The organism is Burkholderia sp. FW306-1C-G01B (genome assembly GCF_058781685.1).
In genome coordinates this window covers 24,932-45,183 of record NZ_JBYSWZ010000005.1, presented here as the reverse complement: position 1 = coordinate 45,183, position 20,252 = coordinate 24,932, and the positions used below count along the sequence as shown (strand labels likewise).

The following is a 20,252-nucleotide window of genomic DNA, read 5'->3' as shown; positions in this document are numbered from 1 at the left end:
GTCATGTCCGATATCGGCCGCGTCAACCTGTTCGGAAAACTGAATCCGTTCCTCTACGAGACGCTCGAGCAGGCGACCGGGTTCTGCCGGCTGCGCGGCAATCCGTACGTCGAACTCGCGCACTGGTTCAAGCAGATGCTGCAGCGGCCCGACGGCGACCTGCAGCGCGTGCTGCGCCGCTTCGACATCGACACGGATGTGATCGACCGCGCGCTGGTCACCGCGCTCGACCGGCTGCCGCGCGGCGCGGGCTCGGTGTCGGACCTGTCCGTGCACATCGACGACGCCGTCGAACGCGCGTGGGTCTATGCGACGCTGAAGTACGACGCGACACGGATTCGCGGCGCGGTGCTGCTGCTCGCGATCCTGAAGACGCCGCAGTTGCGCAACGTGCTGATTGCGATCACGCGCGAATTCGAGCGCATCGTGCCTGATCTGCTCGCCGACGAACTCGAATCGATCGTCGCCGGCTCGCCCGAGGCGCAACCGGCCGCGCAGGCTACGAAGGCTGGCAACGCATTGCGCGCCGCGCCCGCCGACGGCTCGGCGCTTGCGCGCTTCGCCGTCGACCTGACCGAGCGCGCGCGGGCCGGCGAGATCGATCCCGTCGTCGGCCGCGACGCCGAGATCCGCCAGATCGTCGACATCCTGCTGCGGCGCCGCCAGAACAATCCACTGCTGGTCGGCGAGGCCGGCGTCGGCAAGACGGCCGTCGCGGAAGGCTTCGCGCTGCGGATCGCTGCCGGCGACGTACCGCCGTCGCTGCGCGATGTCGCGCTGTACCTGCTCGACATCGGGCTGCTGCAGGCCGGCGCGAGCGTGAAAGGCGAGTTCGAGAGCCGGCTGCGCGGCGTGATCGACGAAGCGATGTCGTCCGAGCGGCCGGCGATCCTGTTCATCGATGAAGTGCATACGCTCGTCGGCGCGGGCGGGGCGGCCGGCACCGGCGACGCCGCGAACCTGCTGAAGCCCGCGCTCGCGCGCGGCCTGCTGCGCACGGTCGGCGCGACCACGTGGTCCGAGTACAAGCAGTACATCGAGAAGGACCCCGCGCTGACACGGCGCTTCCAGCTCGTGCACGTGCTCGAGCCGGAAGAAGAGGCCGCGCTGACGATGCTGCGCGGCCTGGCCGCGAAGCTCGAGGCCCATCACCGCGTGCTCGTGCTCGACGACGCGCTGCAGGCCGCCGTCACGCTGTCGCACCGGTATATCCCCGCCCGGCAGTTGCCGGACAAGGCGATCAGCCTGCTCGATACGGCCTGCGCGCGCGTCGCCGTCAGCCAGCACGCGGTGCCCGCGCCGATCGAGGACGCGCGCCGCCGCATCGACAGCCTGCGCGTCGAACAGGAGCGAATCGCGCGCGAGTGCGCGCTCGGCACCGGCGACGCCGCGCGACGCGACGCGATCGACACCGACATTGCCGCCGCGCAAGCCGCGCTCGACCAGCTCGACGTGCGCTGGCAAACCGAACGCAACGCATTGGCGGCGATCGTCGAATCGCGCGCCGCGTTGCTCGACGACGATCCGTCGCGCGAACTCGACGCCGCCACGCGCGCCGATATCCAGGCGCACCTCGCCGCCGCGCAGCAGGCGCTGGCCGACGTGCAGGGCGATGCGCCGCTCGTGCTGCCCGCCGTCGACACGCACGCGGTGGCGGCCGTAGTCGCCGACTGGACCGGCATTCCGCTCGGCCGGATGGTGCGCGACGAGACGCAGGCCGTGCTGAAGCTAGCCGATACGCTCTGCGAACGCGTCGTCGGCCAGCGGCATGCGGTCGAACTGATCGCGCAGCGGATCCAGACCGCTCGCGCGAAGCTCGATGACCCGACGAAACCGCACGGCGTGTTCCTGCTGTGCGGCCCGTCCGGCGTCGGCAAGACCGAGACCGCGCTCGCGCTGGCCGACACGCTGTACGGCGGCGAGCACAATGCGATCACGATCAACATGAGCGAGTTCCAGGAAGCGCATACCGTATCGACGCTGAAGGGCGCGCCGCCCGGTTATGTCGGCTACGGGCAGGGCGGCGTACTCACCGAAGCCGTGCGCCGCCGGCCGTACAGCGTCGTGCTGCTCGACGAGATCGAGAAGGCGCACCGCGACGTGCACGAGATTTTCTTCCAGGTGTTCGACAAGGGCTGGATGGAGGACGGCGAGGGGCGCGACATCGATTTCCGGCACACCGTGATCCTGCTGACGTCGAACGTCGGCGCCGATCGCGTGATGCAGCTCTGCCGCGACTCCGAGCACCTGCCCGACACGCAGACGCTTGCCGATGCGCTGCGCGCGCCGCTGCTCGACGTGTTCCCGGCCGCGCTGCTCGGTCGGCTGACCGTCGTGCCGTATTACCCGCTCACCGATGCGACGCTCGCGCGGATCGTCGCGTTGCAGTTGCGGCGGATCGAGAAGCGGATCGACGCGCATCACGGCATCCGGCTGCGCTGCACCGACGCGGCGACCGCGCTGATCGTCGAGCGCTGCAGGACGATCGAATCCGGCGGCCGGATGGTCGACGCGATCCTCACGCACACCGTGATGCCGCGCATCAGCCGCGCGATCCTGCAGGCCACGCTCGGAGGCCGCGCGCTGTCGTCGATCGAAGTGAGCGCGGCCGATGGGGAATTCGCTTACCGGTTCGACGAGGAGGCAACGACGTGAATCGCGTATTCACCCTCGACAGCCCGCACGGCGACGACCTGAAATTCCACACGCTCGACGGCAGCGACGAACTCGGCCGGCTGTTCGAATTCCGGATCGAGGCGCTTGCGGACAGTCACAGCCTGTCGCTGAAGGACATGCTCGGCAAGCCGGTGACCGTCCGGATCGAACAGCAGGACCAGTCGACGCGCTACCTGAACGGCATCGTTGCGCGCGCATCGCTTTCCGGCAGGCGTGCCGAGCGGTACTACGGCTACGAGCTGGTCGTGCGCCCGTGGCTGTGGCTCGCGACGCGCCGCTCCGATTGCCGGATCTTCCAGAACAAGACCGTGCCGGAGATCGTGCAGGAAGTGCTGTCGACGTACGGCTTTCCGATCGAGAACCACCTCGCCGAATCGTATGTGCCGCGCGCGTATTGCGTGCAGTACAACGAGACCGACGCCGCATTCGTGTCGCGGCTGATGGAGTTCGAGGGCATCTATTACTGGTTCCGGCATGCCGAGGACACGCATACGCTGATGCTGAGCGACGCGATGTCGTCGCACACGGCGCTGCCCGGCTACGAGACGATTCCGTACATCGCGCGCGACCGCACCGCGATCGCCGACGAAGAGCACATCGACGGCTGGCTGCCTGCGCAGGAGGTACGCGTTGGCAAGCACCAGACCACCGACTACGACTATACGAAACCGCGCGCCGATCTTTCCTCGCAGAAGGTCGATCCGCGCGGACACGATCACGACAGTTTTGCGACGTTCGAATGGCCGGGCGGTTATCGCGACGATGCGCCGGGCGCGCATTACAGCCGTGTAAGGCTCGAGGAACAGCAGGCAGAACACGAGCGTGCGAGTGCCGATACGGATGTGCGCGGTGCCGCGCCGGGGTATCTGTTCACGCTCGCGCATTGCCCGCGGGCCGACCAGAACCGCGAGTACCTGATCGTGCGGTGTCAGTACCGTTTTCAGGAGAACGCGTATGCGAGCGATCAGGGTGCGGAGGCTGTGGTGCATCAGACGATGATGCTCGTGCAGCCGTCGAGTCTGCCTTACCGGTCGCCGCGTGAGACGCCGCGGCCGCGCACCAACGGGCCGCAGACGGCGACTGTCGTCGGGCCGCCGGGTGAGGAAATCTGGACCGATCAGTATGGGCGGGTGAAGTTGCAGTTCCGCTGGGACAGGTATGGGCAGAGCAATCAGGATTCGTCGTGCTGGGTGCGTGTGTCGAGCCCGTGGGCCGGCGGTGGGTTTGGAGGCGTGCAGATTCCGCGTGTGGGCGATGAGGTCGTGGTGGATTTCCTGAACGGCGATCCGGATGAGCCGATCGTGACGGGACGCGTTTATAACGGCGAGAAGATGCCGCCGTGGGGGCTGCCGGGGAGTGCGACGCAGAGCGGGATGCTGTCGAGATCATCGCCGGGCGGGACGACCGAGCATGCGAATGCGTTCCGGTTCGAGGACAAGAAGGGCGCCGAGCAACTCTGGATGCATGCGGAAAGGAACTTCGATGCGGAGACGGAGGCCGATCACACGCTTTCCGTCGGGAACAACCATACGCATACGGTCGGCAACGACGAAACGATGCAGGTGAAGAACAACCGGCAACGGAGTGTCGGGCAGAACGAGACGGTGAATATCGGCAAGAACCGGGTCGCGCAGATCGGGGTGGATGAGACGCATGGGGTGAAGGGCAATCGCAGTGTGACGGTTGACGGCAATAGCTCGCATACGGTGACGAAGGGCAATCACAACCTCGCGGTGGTCGCCGGCACGCATGACGTCTTTGTCGAAGGAAACAGCACGCATGTCGTCGGTACCGGGTCGTATGCGACGAAAGTCAATACAGGCGACCATTCCGTAGACGTGGCCAAAGTCGCTTCATTGGCAGCCGGCAAATACATCGACATGGATGCAGGAAAAAGCGGTGTGTCGATCAACAAGAACAACATCGGCGTCTCCATCGGCGGAACCGCAAGCGATACCGGTGTCGGGATCAGCGGCCAGGATGGCGGTGTGGTCATCGCCGGATACGGCAAGGGCGTCAACATTTCGGGCTATGCACCGGGCGTGACGATTTACGGCGAGAACGATCTCAATCTTTCCGGCAAGTCGACAGCCAATCTTCATGCGCCGACGGTCAACATCGACAATGGTAAGAGTAGCTGCACCGTCAACGTCAATGCGACAAAGATCGTCCTGGCGACCGGTGGCGGCTCGATCACGCTCGACGGTTCGGGCGTGACGATCCAGGGAACGATTGCCCACATCAATTGAATTCGAGCCGCGCCTGGCGGCTGCCGATTGAATTCGAAGCATGGGAGACGTGCGATGGAAAACGAATCGGATCAGATGACGGTCGACGAAGCGCTCGAGGCGGAAACGGTCGACGCACTGCGTCGGCTATTTGCCAACGACGCGACGCCGGATCGCTCCCCGCCAAGCGAGCGTCGCGACTCACCGACATTGATCGGCGAAGTGACGGATACGCACCACCCCGATGCGATGGGCCGGATTCGCGTGAAATGGTCGATGCAGGATGGCGGCACACGCGAGCACTGGCTCGAATGCGTGGATGGTGTGAAGCCTGAGATCGGTGATCGTGTGCTGCTGCAATCGCCTGCGAATTGGCCTGAATACCTGATCGCCGGTTTGCTGAAGCGCAGGGGTTCCGGCGTGCCGGTCGAACCGGTTGTCGAGCCTGCGATGGCACTCACGCTTGAAGCGGAAAAGTGCGTGCAGATATCGGATGCGTCAGGGTGCCCGTTGTTGCAGGTGCGTGCGTCGCCGGACGGCCCGGTCGTGACGCTGCTGAATCGGAACGTGAACATCGAGGTTGCCGGCAAGCTGAGATTGAGCGCGCAGACACTCGAACTCGAAGGCGGCCGTGGCGGTGTCGACATCCGGACCGAGGCCGACACCGTCGTGCGCAGCCGCTACGTTCGGCTGAACTGAGAGGATGGCCTGACGTCATGCATCGCGAATTCTCAGCCATCGAATCGTCGATCGAAACGTTCATCGATCAGCCTGACGATCCGACATTGTTGATCGAAGCGACCGACAACGACGTCGTGCCGGTTTTGAAGATGATGCAGTCGCTCGACGAGCGCGTTGGCGATGCGATTTTCCTGATCTTCCCGTTTCCATGCGATTCGGCCGACATGTACCTCCAGACTTGCATGGAGAGGCTCGCCCGTCAGATCGACGAAGAGAGTCGCGCGCGCGTCGAACGTGGAGAAGCAGGCTGGTCGCCGTTGCCGTTGACGTGTACCGACCCAAGGCACGCGCCGGCGCAGCGGCTGCGTGATGCCGTCATGCACGTTCACACGCTGATGCCGGAAGGCACCAAGGTCGTTTGGGCCTGGTTGCCATCGCCAATGGGCGACTTCGGCGGCTTTGCGAAGCTGATGCTGCAGTGCCTGGCACTGAACGGCTTTGAAGACTGGATGGAAGGCCACCGGTTCTGCATCCGCGACGACCGGAAGCATCCGTGCCTGATTCCGCTCGCTCGCGAGAAAAAGGCAGAACATGTGTTGATCCTACCGGTGGATTTCTCGTCCGAGAAGGCAACCCGCAATCTGGTCGACATGGCGAACGACGCTGCGCATCCGATCGAGCAGCGCATGAGCGCGTTGATGCAGATTGCCGGGATCGATCTTGCGCATGGCAGGCTGCCCGAAGCGCAGCGCAAGTATTACGCGCTCTTTGCATTTCATGCGGAGCGAAAGGATTCGACGGGTTGCGCAGTCGCGTTGCACGGCCTGGGCGATGTGGCGTTGCGCCACGGATCGCCGAGCGATGCCCGGGACTGGTACCTGCGCGCACTTCCTGCCGCGCTCGATGGCCGCAATCTGCTGGTCGTGCTCAATGCGCTGATGGCGACCGGAAGCTGCTGCAGCACGCTAGGCGAGCATGCGAAGGCGGCGACCTATTTCGATCTCGCGAGCGGCGCCGCCGGCAGGTTGATGCTCGTGCATACGAAGATTGAGGCGATGGAGAAGGGCGGTGTCGCGTTGCTGGCATGCGGCCAGGCAGCGGAGGCTGCGAAGAATTGGATCGCCGCGAAGGGCCTGTGCGAGCGGTTCGGCTGCGAACGACAGCGCATCGGTGTGCTGGATCGGCTCGTGTCGCTCTATGGAAACGCCGGGCTGAAAACCGAGGCGAGGGCGTACGAGCTGGAAAAGGATCCGCTTTACATGGCTCGCCTGCGTGAAACAGTAGCGCCGGCTGCTCACGCCGAATATAAACGGGCACGCCAATGAGTGAGTCCGAAAGCCGCTTGACGCGCGCATCAGAGTCGTCCGAGAGTCACACGACGCAATCGGAATCCAAGGCGGACACTGCGTGCGACTCCCTGCTCGATACGGTCAAGTCGACCTTCGATCCGTTCAAGGAAACGTTCTCGTCGGACGGTAGCGTACTGCATCACCTCAGCGCAGGTGTGAATTCACTCGCGTCATTGCAGGGCATGCCATCGCAGTTGCTCAACACCGGCATCGCGGAGATCCCGCTGCTCGACAAGGTACCGGGGATGCCGGCTGCCACCATCGGTGTGCCTCATCTGGGTACGCCGCATGCACACAGTCATCCCCCGAGTAGCGGCTTCCCTTTGCCGAGTTCCGGCATGACGATTGGCGCCGGCTGCCTGAGCGTGTTGATCGGCGGTATTCCGGCCGCCCGGGTGCTGGACATTGGCTTCGCGCCGACTTGTGGCGGACTGACGCCTTACTTCGACATCCAGACGGGGTCGAGCAATACATTCATCGGCGGAATGCGTGCCGCGCGCATGGGCATCGACATGACGCGACACTGCAATCCGATGGGGCATGCGGGGAAGTCGGGCGGCGAAGCGGCAAGCGCAGCGGAGAAAAGCGAGGAGGTGGCAAGCGAGGCGGCTCAGGTAACGGGCCGGGCGAAGGCGCTGGGGCTGACGGGCAAGGCATGGTCGGTTGGCAACGCGGCGGTCGGTCCGGCGTCCGGCGCGGCAACCGCTGCCAGTGACATCAAGCATCACGAGGCTTTGGCGGCCGCGATGACGGCTGCGCAGACGGCTGCCGATCTCGCGTTCATGATGCTCAGCAATCTGATGGGCAAGGATCCCGGTATCGAGCCGAGTATGGGTACGCTGCTAGCAGGCGATCCAACAGTATTGATCGGTGGGTTTCCGCTACCCGACTCGCAGATGATGTGGCATGGGGCGAAGCATGGAATCGGGAAGAAGGTGCGACCGAAGTTGTCGAAGTGGGCGCAGAAACTGGCCTGTGAGATGTTTGGTGAGCCGGTCTGCGCGGTAACTGGAGAGGTCGAGAACGATTTCACAGACTATGAGACCGACGAGGTGGTGCCATTCAAATGGGGGCGACACTACTGCAGCGGCTGGAACAAACGCACTGGCGCGCTAGGCTTCGGATTCCGGCACACGTGGCAGCACGAACTGCAATTGCTGCGCACACAAGCGATTTATACGAATCCAAGCGGGACCGATTACGCGTTCAGTAGAAGCGCAGATGGTACGTACCGTGGCATCTGTCAAGGTTATGTGCTTGAACAACAGAATAATCGGCGATTTATCGTACAGCACGCCCTAGTTGGCGAAATTATATTCGAACGATATGACGATGCAAGTCGAACCACCCACTGCGTAAACGTAAATCTCAATGGTATATGCAACATCTTCGACTGGCATACCGACGGATATATCAAGAGGATCACTCAGTCTGATCAAAGCGGCTACGTCCGCCGCCTAGTCACCTTGAAAATCGACGACGTTGGGCGAATTGTTGAAGTTTTACTGACCAATTCGGATGGTCGAAATAATCAGATTGCGCAGTATACCTACGACGCAGTGGGTTGTTTACGTTCGTTTCGGAACGCGATAAACGCACTTTTCGCCTACGAATACGATTCACGTCGACACATGGTGAAGTCCTCAAATGCAAACGACTATGCTTTTTTCTATCGCTACGATCATAACGGGCGATGTGTTGAGAGTACTGGTCAAGACGGAATGTGGCACGTCAGGTTCCAGTATGAGCTCGGCCGGACCATAGTCACCGAGGGCGATGACGGAAGATGGATTGTTATCTATAACGATGTGGGCACGATTACTCGCGTCGTTGATCCGTACGGTGGCACAACCGAGTATGTCCTCGGCAAAGATGGACGCATTCAAAACGAGATTGATTCGGGAGGGCAAGCGATTTTCTGGCTTTACGACAGCCTCACACGTAACACGGGTCGGCTTGACCGCTGGGCTAATGTTTGGCCCATCAAGGATGACTCACCGAATCTGCCGAATCCACTTTCACTCAAGGTGTCAAGTACAGCGCTAGGACTGCAGTGGGGTGACAACCCAGAGACCTCACGGCACTTATCATCGCTCGCCCCGGAAATCACCAGCCTTGCTGAGACGATCCTCGTAAACAATGTTTCTATGGCGATGCCAGTAAAGCAACGCGATGAGGCCGGGAGAATCATTGCTCACACTGACGTATACGGCCGCACCGAACAGCAAAGCTACGACGACAGCGGAAATCTTTCTCGCCGCAACGACCAGGACGGACGGGATTACCACTACAGTTTCGTGTCCTGGAGTCTGCGCGAGAGCAAAACTGATCCGTTGGGTAATACAGTCCGATTTCAATATACATCGAAAAGGAAAATATCGACCGTTGTCGACGCCAACGGCAATGAAAGCAATTATATTTACGACCTCAAAGATCGCATCATCGGTATTAGGCGCCACGGGGTGCTGCGGGAAAAATACACGTACGACCATGGCGACAGACTGATCGAGAAACGAGATGGCGCGGGTAATTTGCTGCTGCATTTCGAGGTAGGAAACAATGGCCTGTACAGCAAGCGCGTGCTTTCAAGTGGTGAAGTGCATAGCTTCGCGTATGACCGCCATGGTCGCTTCGCAAAGGCATCTACAAAAAAGTTCGATGTAGAGATAACGCACAGTGCCCTCGGCCAGCGCACTACCGACAAGCGAGACGGCAAAGGTGTCGATCACGTCTATGATGGTCGCCATCAGAGCGCTATGACGTATCTCGGCCGCTTCACAGTGCGCTATGAAGTGGCCGAAGACAGCGTGCGAATACACACGCCTACGGGTGGCACCCACATTCTTCAACGCACCCCGAATGGACAAATTCTGCTGCGTTTGGGCAATGGCACCAATACTCTCTATGGATTCGATGGGCTAGGTCGGCGTACAGGACGGCTCGTCTGGCCTGATGGCGATACGAAACGCGTCCATCTTGTGCAGTACCAGTACAGCGCGACAGGGGAACTACGACGCGTGATCGACAGTGCGATCGGCACCACCGAGTACCACTATGACGCGACTCATCGACTGATCGGCGAGACTCGCGATGGATGGCCGGTGCGACGCTTTGAATACGATAATGGTGGAAATCTATTATCAACCCCAGTATGTACGTGGATGCGTTACACCGAGGGTAATCGGCTTGCCAGTTCATCGACGAGCGCCTTCCTCTACAACCAACGGAATCACTTGGCCGAAGAGATCGACAAGAACAATCGTCGAACAACCTATCACTACGACAGCATGGATCTGCTAGTGAAGGTAGGGTGGAGCGATCGAGACGAGACGTGGACGGCGGAATATGACGGATTATGTCGACGCGTCGCAAAAACGATGGGGGATGAACGCACAGACTACTACTGGGATGGCAACCGCTTGGCAGCAGAGATAGGGGCGAATGGGCGGTTGCGAATATTTGCCTATGTCAACAACGAAGCATTGCTGCCGTTTATGTTCATCGAATACCCCAGCATTGATGCCTCACCTGCAGCTGGGCACGCGTACTACGTGATCTCAAATCAGGTCGGCCTACCAGAGTGGATTGAAAGTCATGACGGTGAACTGGCATGGTGGGCTAACGATATTGATCCATATGGAGCGATTGACGTTGCCCTGGGAAGTTCGATCAACTACGACATGCGCTGGCCTGGGCATTGGCTCGAACGCGAAACAGGGCTACACTACAATAGATTTCGATCCTATAGTCCCGTGCTCGGAAGATATCTACAGTCAGATCCGAAAGGGCAGGCCGGTGGAGTCAATCTCTATGCCTACATCGCAAACCCCCTTGTTGCTGTTGACGTTCTGGGGCTTCATGACTCACGAGAAGATATCTCTGACATATCGGATCCAGACGCATCCGGGTCACATCGAGAAGCAGCAATCCTTCACGAACTGCAAAATTTCGAACATGATCATCCGGACCCAGACGTGCCATTATCGGAAGAAGACTACGAACGTCGCGCCGCACTTTACGACGCACTCGACAGCCTACAGAACAATGGCTCTCCAATTGATTTTGGTCGAATCACTCCGGAAGACTTCAACGTCAAATCAATTGCCGACGACCCTCGACTCCTTCGCATGTGGGAGGACTCGACAAGAGAGCTATACAATGGAAACGGCCGAACAGGAAAAGCATTGCGCGAATATCTATCAACAATTGAAATGGGAAAAACACCAACGACCGACCAAGCTCGAGCGGCATTTAATTCCATTCGCGCAAAGTTTGTTGACAAAGTCAACTTCGAACACGGTACGGGACAGTCGTTTGACGGATATTCATTCGATGAAATTCATCATTGGAACTGGCCCATGAGCGACAATTCATTCCACGCCCTGGACCCACGGCACCTCTTCCCGGTCGACGAATCAACTCACGACTTGATTCATAGTAGAGTGACGTCCGGCCCACATCCGACTTATAATCCAATCGACCCTCGACACAAAATTGACCTAGACGATTCGCACCCATTGGCTCCGACGAAATAGGAAGATGCAAAATGTACACGACTGCACAAGATTCCTTACAAGCCATTGAACAATTAGGCCTGCCGGCATCCGTTATTGACATATTAAACAACAAAGGACCCTTTAGATTTAGACAGCAATATCGCCCTCCCATCCGGTATTTCAATATAGCGGAATCGATATTGAAGAAAAATCCAGAATCCGAAAACTACATTCCAATCTTTGAGATGAATCGGGAGGTGGTTTACGCATTCGATACGAAGATAAAGAAATTCGTCGAGTACTACTATTCCGATGAAAGTGCGGCTGTTATTGGAGACAACTACCAACAATTTATCGGGTCAATTTTTGTTGACCTAATATATGCGGACCTGTATCCAATAGCCACTGAAGTTGCAGAATTCCTCGAATTCAAGCATATGAATAAGCTGCGAGAGTTCTCTGAACGAGACGACGAGTCAAGCGCCGCAGACGCAAAAAAGAAATTTGTGATGAGTTTAGAGGAATAGATCCCCGTTCTATACCGTGAAAATCTTGTTCCCCGTCTGGGGTTGCATGCGCACCTACATCTGACGATATAGTATGACTTTATATAATTTTACATAACATGAATTATCGAACTTCCTGGTGTAAGAGCAAAGTTGAAATGTCGCGTTTGGACCTCGGTAAGCTTGCCGGCTCCCCGTCAGATCATGGAGCCGGCGATGCACCGAACAGCACTGGTGACATTGAACATGCGAGAACTCGACCGTCTGAAGGTAATCCAGGCTGTAGTGGATTTGGGCCTGAAGCCTGGCCGCGCGGCCGAACGGCTGGGCCTGACGGTCCGGCAGATCGACCGGTGAACGCATTGCGCGCCGGCACCCCGCCCACGCGCACGCTCGCCGGCCGCCACGAAGCAGCCGGCTGCCACCCGTTCAAGGCTCGATCACACGCGGCGTCACGAGAAAGAGCCGCTCACTATGGCCGTCCTGCCTGTCGGTCGAGCGGAACAGCGCGCCGACGAGCGGCAGCTTCGACAGCACCGGTATGCCCGATTGCGTGCTCGAGCGCGCATCCACCTTGTAGCCGGCGATCAGCAACGCCTGCCCCTGCTCGATGAACGCCTGCGTGTTGATCTCGTTCGATACGATCACCGGAATGTTGTCGACCGTTTGCTGCGACAGCTCGCCGTCGACGATCCGCACGTCGAGCTTGATCTGCGTGCGCCCGCCCTCCTCGACGACCATCGGCAGCACGCGCAGCGACACGCCCGTCGAGATGCTGTACAGGTCGGCCGACGTGTAGCCCGCGACGCGCACGAAGAACTGCTTCTTGTTGTCCATCACCGCTTCGACGTTGTCGAGCGTCGTGACTTTCGGGCTCGCGTCGGTGCGCGCCTGGTTCGACGATTCGAGCGCGTTGATCCGCGCGAGCAGATAGCGGCCCGCGTCGCCGAGCACGGCCGTCAGCGACAAACCGAGCGGGCTCGCCGGCAGGCCAACCGAATCGTTGCCAGGCAGCGTGATCGAACCGAATGTCGGATTCAGCGAACCGTTCGCATACGAGTTCTGCGACGTGAGCCCCGTGCCCGTCTGCAGATCGATATGGCTGTTGTGCGCGCGCCAGTCGACGCCGAGCTGCTTGAGCGCGCCTTCGTCGATCTGGATGATGCGCGCCTCGATCTCGATCAATCGCGGCTTCACGTCGAGGAGCGCGATCAGGTCCGGATACTGCGCCATGTGTTCCGGCACGTCGCGCACGAGAATCGAGTTCGTGCGCGGATCGGCCTGGATCACCGGCAGGTCGGTCGAATCGCTCGCGCCCACCGGTACGCCGTTCGCACCGCCGCTCGCGTCGGGCCAGCCGGCGCCCGACACGCGCGCCGCGCCCGGATTGGCGATCGCGGCGGCAACCATGCCGCTCGGACGCGGATCGCCGCCCTGACCGCCGAGGCCGCCGGCCGGCATGCCCGCGCCATCGCCCGACTGCGCGCCCTGCATGTACGGCGGCAGCGGCGGCAATTGCGGCACGCCGCCGCGCCCGCCGCCGAGATCCGTCATCGGTGCAGCGCGGCTGATCGGCTTGCCGACGGTCGTCTGCGACGCGCGCTTGCCGTCGCCCGGGTGATACATCCGGTTCAGCAGCGACGCGACGCCCGGCATCGTCACCGTCGTGCCGTCGACGTTGACGTCGCGGTCGGCGGCCCACGCGTGCTTCAGCGAAAACACGCGGATCGTCGTGCCGCCCGTGCGCGCGGAATTCTCGTCGAGCCGCGCGGCGACGCTCGTCACGAGCTCGACGTAGCGCGGCGGCCCCGCGACGAGCGCGGTGCGCTGCTGCGCGTTGTAGGTGACCGGATAGCGCGGATCGGCGACCTTCATCTGCTCGAGCAGGTCCCGCAGGTCGCCCATGTTCGCGTGATCGAGCTTGACGAGCGTGCTCTTCATGTCGCTCGCGGGCGTCACGTACAGCACGGTGCCGTCGTAGTACCAGACGAAGCCGAACGACGCGGAGAGCGTGTCGAGGAAGCGCTGAGGCGACATCTTCATCTTGCCGCTGACGGCGCCGCTCACGCCGGGCGCGACGTTCGCCGCGATGTTCTGGCTCGCGGAGAGGTCGCGCAGGACGTCCTTCACGTCCTTGCCTTCCGCCGCGTACTGGATTTCGGTGCTGCGCCAGCGGATCGGCGCGGCATCGACGGAAAGGCTCGCAAGCGAGCACATCAGGGACAGCAAAATGGAAATCTTGGCCTTCATGGGTCCGTCCGGTGAGGACGCGCGGCCGTCGGTCGGACAGGCGCGCGCCGCGAATGGGAGACCCGTGCAGTTAACCGCATCCGGCCGCGGCGGCGGCCGCGCGCGGCGAAGGTCCGTTCAATAGAACGAATTGATGGTCCAGCCGGTTGCGAGCGGCGTCTGGAGGAAGGTCTGGCCGCCGCCGCAATAAGAGGACGTCCACGGCGTCTTCGCGTAGCTGTCGTACGTCGCCCATTTGCTCGAAAGCCTGACCGTGTATCCGCTGCGCGGCTCGGCGGCCACGTTCAGCGTGACGTTGATCGTCGCGGCGTCTTCGCGCAATTTCGGCGACTGCGCCTCGTTGTGCGCGATCACCTTGTCGCCCTGACGGTCGATGACTTCGACGACCAGGCGCATCTGCCCTTCCCGCCCCTTCAGGTCGCAGGTCGCATAGCTCATGTGCATGTATGCGCTCACCGCGATCAGCCCGTTGTTGTCGAGCTTCACCGGCCGGTCGATCGTGTACGTGTACGTGCCGTCCCGTTCGTAGGTGATGAGCGGCGGATTCGGATACCCGCCACGGTAGGTGAACCCGCACGAAAAATCACTCGCGCCAGGCGTCTCCATCAGGATCGCGCATGCCGTTTCGGTGCCGCCGATCTTGATCCCTGACTGCGGCAGCCACTTGCCGTCCTGGCATGACAACACTTGTCCGTCCTGGCCCATCGATATGAGGCCGGCAGTTGGACGATCGTTACCGGGCGCGCACGGCGTGTTGACGACGACGCGCCCGGTAATCTCGTACTGGTTCGCGGAGACGACACCGGGCACGATCAGGTTGTCGTTCTGATCGACCGCGAGTGCCTGCCAGGCGGCGCCCGTCCACGCATAGGCGCGGAATGTGTCGAGCGTGAGGCGCACGTCGCCGACTTCGTTCGATGCATCGGTGGGCAGATCGTTGGTCCTTTTGACAGGATCCTTCCAGTGGCCGCCAGCGCCGCGCCAAACGCCACTCTTGCAGCTCAGCAGATTGCCGAGTGCGTCCGCGCCAAGCTTGCCGTTCGTGAAGTTGCCGGCCGTTCCGCAGTTCGCCGCGTCGGGGTTGCCGTCCGTGAACGTGTGCGTGAGCCAGATCGGCACCTGCATCGCGTTCGCCTCCGGGTGGCCGCCGACGCCAACGCGGTACAGGTAATCGCTGTTGATCTGCTGGCCCGGACCGTTGAAGAAGATCTCGTTCGCGAGGTGTCCCACATTCGGCGGCGTGGCGCCGTTCGGACCGCAGGTTGGCGAGCTGCCGCCGAGAAACGTGCCGAGCGGCATCCGCCACGCGTCGAATGCGCCGCGCACTTCATTCGGAAACGCCCTGCTGATCGAACCGCCACCCGGCCCCGCACTCGCGGCGACGAGCCCGAGTTCCTTGTCGCCGATCGTCTCGCCGCCGGTCGTCACGACCAGCGCGTCGAGCCCGGTGCCGAGCGCGCTCCGCTTGACGAGTACGCACGTGTTCTGGCCGTATGCATTCGTTGGCCGAAGTGCTGCAGGCAGATCATTCGTCGCCTGCAGATCGGCAAGCTTCATCACGATGGGCGTCTGCTGGTTCGCGCGCTGCAGCCAGGTATCGTAATCGCGCTTCAACGCCCGCGTGGCGGCGGCCGTCACCTGCGCCTGGTATTGCGCGGCCTGCTCCGCACGCACGTCGTCCAGCGACGAATCCATCATCATCGCGATGCCGGCGAGCATCACTGCGGCGATCGCCAGCGCGCCGAGCACCTCGATCAGCGCGATGCCGCGCGCGCGGCGACGGGAAGACTTGAAATGCATCAGTACGCTTGCCCCATCCAGACCGGCATGCCGTTCGCAATCTTCAACCCGGCTGGCAGCGGCACGCCGCTCACCGGCGCGTTCGGATTCGCGTTGCCGGGGCGCACGACCGCATTGCGATACGCGACGCCCGCGAACAGCGAACCGTCGGCGAGCGTCGTGATTTCGCCGGTGATATTGACGGACGGCGCCGCCGACGCATACGCGACAACGGTGCCGTCCATGACGTAGTTGCGCCATAGCGGGTTCGCGCCCGGATACCACGTCGGAAACGGCAGCCGCGTATTCGGCACCGCGCCGCGCGTGCCGGGATGCACGCGCGCGTAGTCGAGCGTCGCCTGCCGGTAGATGGCGAGGTTTTCGGCGAGCGCCTGCGCGGTGCGCGCCGGTTGCAGCGCGGGAATGGCGGACGGGTCTTGCAGCGTCGCATAGACAGCGGCGATCGACGCGAAGGCCAGTGCGGCGGCGAGGGCGTACATAAGTGAAATGGGTGATGACGAATGAGTCTGGTGGCGTCAGTTCGACGTCCAGATAATGGTGGCGTTATCGGTGCAAGCGCCCGTCGCAGCGCTCGGCGAGACTGGATAATCGACGGACTTTTCGCCAATCTTCGCCGATTTCCAGTTTCCGCCGGCCGTCAACGTGTTGACGCAGACTTCTCTCGGCACCTGCGTGTAAGTGACTGTGAAAGTCTGGTTCGCACCGGTCACGGTCACAGTCCCTCCCCACGTATTCGAAACACCGCCGTTGCCGTCCGGTGTCAGCGTCCCCGGAAACACCTTCGCCGCACTCAAATTCGCGTTCATCGAATCCGAGCCGTAGTTGTTCACCTGCCCCATGTAAAGCTTTTTTGTGCCCGTCTGAATCGCATTCAGATCCTCAGTCAGCCGATTCGTATTCGCGCTCGAGAACGCCGACCCGAGCAGCGCGATCGCGCCGACGATCACGATCGCTGCGACGCCCAGATACGCGATGCTCTCGAGCAGCGACGCACCGCGCTCCTTGCGGTGCCTCCGGCAGAACGCCGGTGCATGTCGATAGGCGGGAGGGTTGGCGAGTGGTTTCATAGTGTGTTCTCCTGAATTGAAAATGCGCGACGTCAATGCATCGCGCGCGTCATCGTGGCGATTTCCTGCTGGATGCCGAAGAAGCCCGTCACGAGCCAGCCGATCACCATCGCGAGCGCGACGATCGCGACGCCGTTCAGCACGCGCATCTGCGCGGTAATCCGCGCGACGCCCTCTTCGAGCCATTCATCGGCGAGCATCTTGAGTGCCGCGTCGAAGCCGCCGTATTCGGCGTAGATGCACAAATCCTCGACGATCTCGCGCGACGGAAACTGATAACCGGCGTTGAGCAGCGCCTCGCCGGCGTTGAGGCCCGACTTCACGCCGACCAGCGTGTCGTCGATCCGCTCGCGCAGCCACGGCTCCGCGACCGCGCCGATCTTGAGCAGCGCCCTCTCGACCGTGACGCCCGACGCCTGCAGCGCCGAGAACGCGATCAGGAAGCCGCTGCCCGTGACGAGCCGGTAGATCGAATAAGGCGGCACGCGATCCGCATAGATGCGCAGCGGCCCACGCCAGCGCGGCAGCGACCACGCGAGCGCGGCGAGCACCGCGACGAGCGCCGCGACGACGACGAACATCCAGCCCTGCACGAACAGCGACATCAGGTACAGCGAGCGCGCGGCGCCGCGCCAGTGCGTCGGATCGGCGATCAGCGCGAACTTCGGGATCACGTGCGTGCCGAACAGGTACAGATAGCCGATCACCATCACGACGAGCCCGACCGGATACGCGACGCCGCCCGTGACCGCGCGGCGGATCTTGCGGCTCGACTGCACGATGTCGGCAACCGACACGAGCGCGTCCTCGATGCGCCCCGCCTGCTCGCCCGCCGCGACGATCATCTGCTCCGTCGCGGGCACCCATGCCTCCATCGCCTCCGACAGCATCCGGCCGTTCTGCACGGCGAGCCGCCAGTCGGACAGCACGATCGCGAGCGGCTCGCGCGGCTTGCGCCCTTCGCGCGACGCGCGCCATTCGAGTTCCTCCAGCACCTTGAGGAGCGGCAGCCCGTTGCCGAGCATCTTCGCGATCTTCCGATAGACGCGCAGCCGCTCGTCGGCATTCAGGCAGAACTTCGCCCAGCGGCGATTCAGCTCAAGTGCCATAGCTGAATCCGACGAGCGACAGTTGCTGTCGCGCTTCGCCCGCAACCGGCGCGAGCGTGCCGACGACGCGCTCGACGCCGCGCGGATCGACGAGCCCCGCCGCGACCTTGCGCAGCGCGTGCTCGCCAAGCGTCATCCCGCCGCGCGTGCCGGTCCAGTACTCGAGCGCGCCGACCTTGTCGCCGTCGCGCAGGAATTCGAACAGCCGCGCATCGGGCAGGATCACTTCGGCGACGACGGTGCGGCCGATCGTGCCGACCGTGCGGCAGTGCTCGCAGCCGTCGCCTGCGATGCACACGTCGTGCATCCGGCTGTCGAGCGCGAGCCGCAGCCGCGCAAACAGGCCCGGCTCGATCCGGTCCGGATGATCGACGAGCCGCAGCTTGCAATGCGGACACAGCAGCTTCACGAGACGCTGGCTGATGAGCCCGGAGATCACCGTGTGATCGGTGACCATCCGCGCGTGCAGGCCGAGATCGATCAGGCGGTCGGCGATCGCGAGTGCGCTGTTCGCGTGCACCGTCGTCCACACCTGGTGGCCCGTCATCGACGCGCGCAGCGCCGTCTGCCCGGACGCGCGGTCGCGGACCTCGCCGATCATGATCGTGTCCGGATCGAGCCGCATCGCGTTCGTGATCGCCGCCGCGAACGCGAGCGCGCGCGCGTCCTCGGTCGGCGCGTTCGCGACGGGCGTCTGCACCGCGCCGTCGATCGGATATTCGATCGGGTCCTCGACCGTGATCACGTGCAGGCTGCCGCGCGACTCGTCGATCTGCGCGGCGAGCATCCGCTGCAGCGTCGTCGATTTGCCGGAACCCGTCGGGCCGCTGATGATGTTCATCCCGTGCGGCTGTGCGCGCAACGCACGGAACGCCGCGACGTGCTCGGGCGCGAAGCCGAGCGCCGCGAGATCGGTCGCGTCGCCCGCATCGTTGTACAGGAGCCGCAGCACCATCAGGCTGCCTTCGTTGGTCGGCGTCGTCGCGATCCGCACGCCGTACAGATCGTCCGGCAGCTTGTCGCGGTCGCCAATGCTCGCGTCCTGACGTTCGCTCGGCCGGTAGCTGTTGTCCGATACGGTCGTCATCGCGCCGTACAGCGTCGCGAGCAGCCGCTCGCCGTGCTCGCGCGTGTGCTCGTTCACGCGCATGAGCTCGTTGTGGATTCGGAAGTAGACCTCGGTGCTGAAGCGGCGCACGCGGATATGGATGTCCGATGCGCGCTCGCGGCACGCGCGGCCGATCAGCTCCTTCGCGAGCACCTGCATCACCGTGTGATCGAGCCGCTCGCCGCCGCCCGCGGCGTTCTGCCGGTACGCCTCGCGCACCTGCATCAGCGTCGCGGGCGTCGGCCGGTACGGCCGGCCCATCCGGTCAAGCCGCGCGCGATACGACAGCACGAACGGATTCATCTCGTGGCCGTCGGCAATCAGGAGACGCCCGTCGTCGAACAGGCAGACGAACTTGCGTTCCTCGACGCTCGCAGCGAAGTCGCCCGCTTCGCTGACGGCGCGCGGGCCGCGCGGCGGCGCGGCATCGCCGCTGGCGGGCAGCGGCGCGCGCACGGGCGTCGCGTCGGGTGGTTGCGCGGCGTGGCTCATGATCCGCTCGCCGGCAGTGCGGGCAGCATCGGCGGCGGCGCGGCCGGGTCGGCCGGCAGCGGCGGATTGCCCGCGTACGACGGCGACGCCGTCGACAGCCTCGTGGTGCGCCCACGATTCGACACGACGACCGCACGCGGCTCGATCGCGACGACGCGTCCACCGTCCGGCAGCGCGTCGCCGCGCTGCACTTCGAATTCGGCGCCGCCGTTCATCCGCAGCGTCGCGAACGCACGCTTGCCGACGCCTTCGATCGCCGTCACCGCGAACTGCCCGGCCGGCGCGCCGCCGCGCACGCGCGCGAGCTGCGCGGACCGCTCGGCGACCTGTTGCTCGGTCTCGAGCTTCTTCAACTGCGCCTGCAGCAGCACCGTCTCGCTTTGCAACTGCGTGAGCCGCGCGGCGGTCGCGCCGTCCTCGTCGGACGACACGGGCCCCGCCGCGCGCACGGCGCCGGCGAGCACCGCCAGGCCAAGTGCGCACATCCATC

General features: G+C 62.8%; 14 protein-coding genes. 7 read left to right on the top strand and 7 right to left on the bottom strand.

What is annotated here, in order from left to right; translation table 11 throughout:
- The first annotated feature begins 3 nt into the window (after nucleotides 1-3).
- From tssH to AC3WLY_RS11805, 7 genes are all read left to right on the top strand, one after another.
- The gene (gene tssH / locus AC3WLY_RS11835) at nucleotides 4-2,655 is read left to right on the top strand and encodes a type VI secretion system ATPase TssH (protein ID WP_492308354.1); all 2,652 of its coding nucleotides are present in this window, start codon (nucleotides 4-6) and stop codon (nucleotides 2,653-2,655) included.
- Nucleotides 2,652-4,925 (top strand): type VI secretion system Vgr family protein, encoded by a 2,274-nt coding sequence (locus AC3WLY_RS11830; protein WP_492308355.1) that lies wholly within the window; start codon nucleotides 2,652-2,654, stop codon nucleotides 4,923-4,925. The genes tssH and AC3WLY_RS11830 overlap by 4 nt, the downstream gene beginning before the upstream one ends.
- 54 nt (nucleotides 4,926-4,979) lie before the next feature.
- The gene (locus AC3WLY_RS11825) at nucleotides 4,980-5,603 is read left to right on the top strand and encodes a hypothetical protein (RefSeq protein ID WP_492308356.1); all 624 of its coding nucleotides are present in this window, start codon (nucleotides 4,980-4,982) and stop codon (nucleotides 5,601-5,603) included.
- Nucleotides 5,604-5,620: 17 nt separating this feature from the next.
- A complete protein-coding gene (locus AC3WLY_RS11820) occupies nucleotides 5,621-6,910 on the top strand; it encodes a hypothetical protein (protein ID WP_492308357.1) in 1,290 nt (429 codons plus the stop codon).
- Nucleotides 6,907-11,469 (top strand): RHS repeat-associated core domain-containing protein, encoded by a 4,563-nt coding sequence (locus AC3WLY_RS11815; protein WP_492308358.1) that lies wholly within the window; start codon nucleotides 6,907-6,909, stop codon nucleotides 11,467-11,469. The genes AC3WLY_RS11820 and AC3WLY_RS11815 overlap by 4 nt, the downstream gene beginning before the upstream one ends.
- A gap of 11 nt (nucleotides 11,470-11,480) precedes the next feature.
- Nucleotides 11,481-11,957, top strand: a complete 477-nt coding sequence (locus tag AC3WLY_RS11810) for a hypothetical protein (protein WP_492308359.1) — start codon at nucleotides 11,481-11,483, stop codon at nucleotides 11,955-11,957.
- Nucleotides 11,958-12,152: 195 nt separating this feature from the next.
- The gene (locus AC3WLY_RS11805; protein ID WP_208457402.1) at nucleotides 12,153-12,293 is read left to right on the top strand and encodes a hypothetical protein; all 141 of its coding nucleotides are present in this window, start codon (nucleotides 12,153-12,155) and stop codon (nucleotides 12,291-12,293) included.
- A 72-nt stretch (nucleotides 12,294-12,365) separates the two neighbouring features.
- Here AC3WLY_RS11805 and sctC read toward each other — a convergent pair whose 3' ends face one another.
- The 7 genes from sctC to pilP form a co-directional block, all read right to left on the bottom strand.
- On the bottom strand, nucleotides 12,366-14,186 hold the full coding sequence (sctC, locus tag AC3WLY_RS11800; protein ID WP_492308360.1) for a type III secretion system outer membrane ring subunit SctC: 1,821 nt from the start codon (nucleotides 14,184-14,186) through the stop codon (nucleotides 12,366-12,368).
- Between the two features lie 117 nt (nucleotides 14,187-14,303).
- Nucleotides 14,304-15,986, bottom strand: coding sequence for a type II secretion system protein (locus AC3WLY_RS11795; RefSeq protein ID WP_492308361.1), 1,683 nt, complete (start codon nucleotides 15,984-15,986; stop codon nucleotides 14,304-14,306).
- Nucleotides 15,986-16,465 (bottom strand): type IV pilus biogenesis protein PilM, encoded by a 480-nt coding sequence (gene pilM, locus AC3WLY_RS11790; RefSeq protein WP_072436839.1) that lies wholly within the window; start codon nucleotides 16,463-16,465, stop codon nucleotides 15,986-15,988. Before pilM ends, AC3WLY_RS11795 begins: the two co-directional genes overlap by 1 nt.
- A 36-nt stretch (nucleotides 16,466-16,501) precedes the next feature.
- A complete protein-coding gene (locus AC3WLY_RS11785) occupies nucleotides 16,502-17,053 on the bottom strand; it encodes a type 4 pilus major pilin (protein ID WP_175959146.1) in 552 nt (183 codons plus the stop codon).
- A 32-nt stretch (nucleotides 17,054-17,085) separates the two neighbouring features.
- Nucleotides 17,086-18,162, bottom strand: a complete 1,077-nt coding sequence (locus AC3WLY_RS11780) for a type II secretion system F family protein (RefSeq protein WP_425130917.1) — start codon at nucleotides 18,160-18,162, stop codon at nucleotides 17,086-17,088.
- Nucleotides 18,152-19,762, bottom strand: coding sequence for a GspE/PulE family protein (locus AC3WLY_RS11775; protein WP_204422934.1), 1,611 nt, complete (start codon nucleotides 19,760-19,762; stop codon nucleotides 18,152-18,154). The genes AC3WLY_RS11780 and AC3WLY_RS11775 overlap by 11 nt, the downstream gene beginning before the upstream one ends.
- Nucleotides 19,759-20,247, bottom strand: coding sequence for a type IV pilus biogenesis protein PilP (gene pilP, locus AC3WLY_RS11770; RefSeq protein ID WP_175959216.1), 489 nt, complete (start codon nucleotides 20,245-20,247; stop codon nucleotides 19,759-19,761). Before pilP ends, AC3WLY_RS11775 begins: the two co-directional genes overlap by 4 nt.
- Between the last annotated feature and the right edge of the window lie 5 nt (nucleotides 20,248-20,252).

What these genes read in the sequence shown, in the direction of transcription:
- tssH (WP_492308354.1), top strand. Translation starts at nt 4, where the DNA reads ATGTCCGATATCGGCCGCGTCAACCTGTTCGGAAAACTGAATCCGTTC.
- AC3WLY_RS11825 (WP_492308356.1), top strand. Translation starts at nt 4,980, where the DNA reads ATGGAAAACGAATCGGATCAGATGACGGTCGACGAAGCGCTCGAGGCG.
- AC3WLY_RS11820 (WP_492308357.1), top strand. Translation starts at nt 5,621, where the DNA reads ATGCATCGCGAATTCTCAGCCATCGAATCGTCGATCGAAACGTTCATC.
- AC3WLY_RS11815 (WP_492308358.1), top strand. Translation starts at nt 6,907, where the DNA reads ATGAGTGAGTCCGAAAGCCGCTTGACGCGCGCATCAGAGTCGTCCGAG.
- AC3WLY_RS11810 (WP_492308359.1), top strand. Translation starts at nt 11,481, where the DNA reads ATGTACACGACTGCACAAGATTCCTTACAAGCCATTGAACAATTAGGC.
- AC3WLY_RS11805 (WP_208457402.1), top strand. Translation starts at nt 12,153, where the DNA reads ATGCACCGAACAGCACTGGTGACATTGAACATGCGAGAACTCGACCGT.
- sctC (WP_492308360.1), bottom strand. Translation starts at nt 14,186, where the DNA reads ATGAAGGCCAAGATTTCCATTTTGCTGTCCCTGATGTGCTCGCTTGCG.
- AC3WLY_RS11795 (WP_492308361.1), bottom strand. Translation starts at nt 15,986, where the DNA reads ATGCATTTCAAGTCTTCCCGTCGCCGCGCGCGCGGCATCGCGCTGATC.
- pilM (WP_072436839.1), bottom strand. Translation starts at nt 16,465, where the DNA reads ATGTACGCCCTCGCCGCCGCACTGGCCTTCGCGTCGATCGCCGCTGTC.
- AC3WLY_RS11785 (WP_175959146.1), bottom strand. Translation starts at nt 17,053, where the DNA reads ATGAAACCACTCGCCAACCCTCCCGCCTATCGACATGCACCGGCGTTC.
- AC3WLY_RS11780 (WP_425130917.1), bottom strand. Translation starts at nt 18,162, where the DNA reads ATGGCACTTGAGCTGAATCGCCGCTGGGCGAAGTTCTGCCTGAATGCC.
- AC3WLY_RS11775 (WP_204422934.1), bottom strand. Translation starts at nt 19,762, where the DNA reads ATGAGCCACGCCGCGCAACCACCCGACGCGACGCCCGTGCGCGCGCCG.
- pilP (WP_175959216.1), bottom strand. Translation starts at nt 20,247, where the DNA reads ATGTGCGCACTTGGCCTGGCGGTGCTCGCCGGCGCCGTGCGCGCGGCG.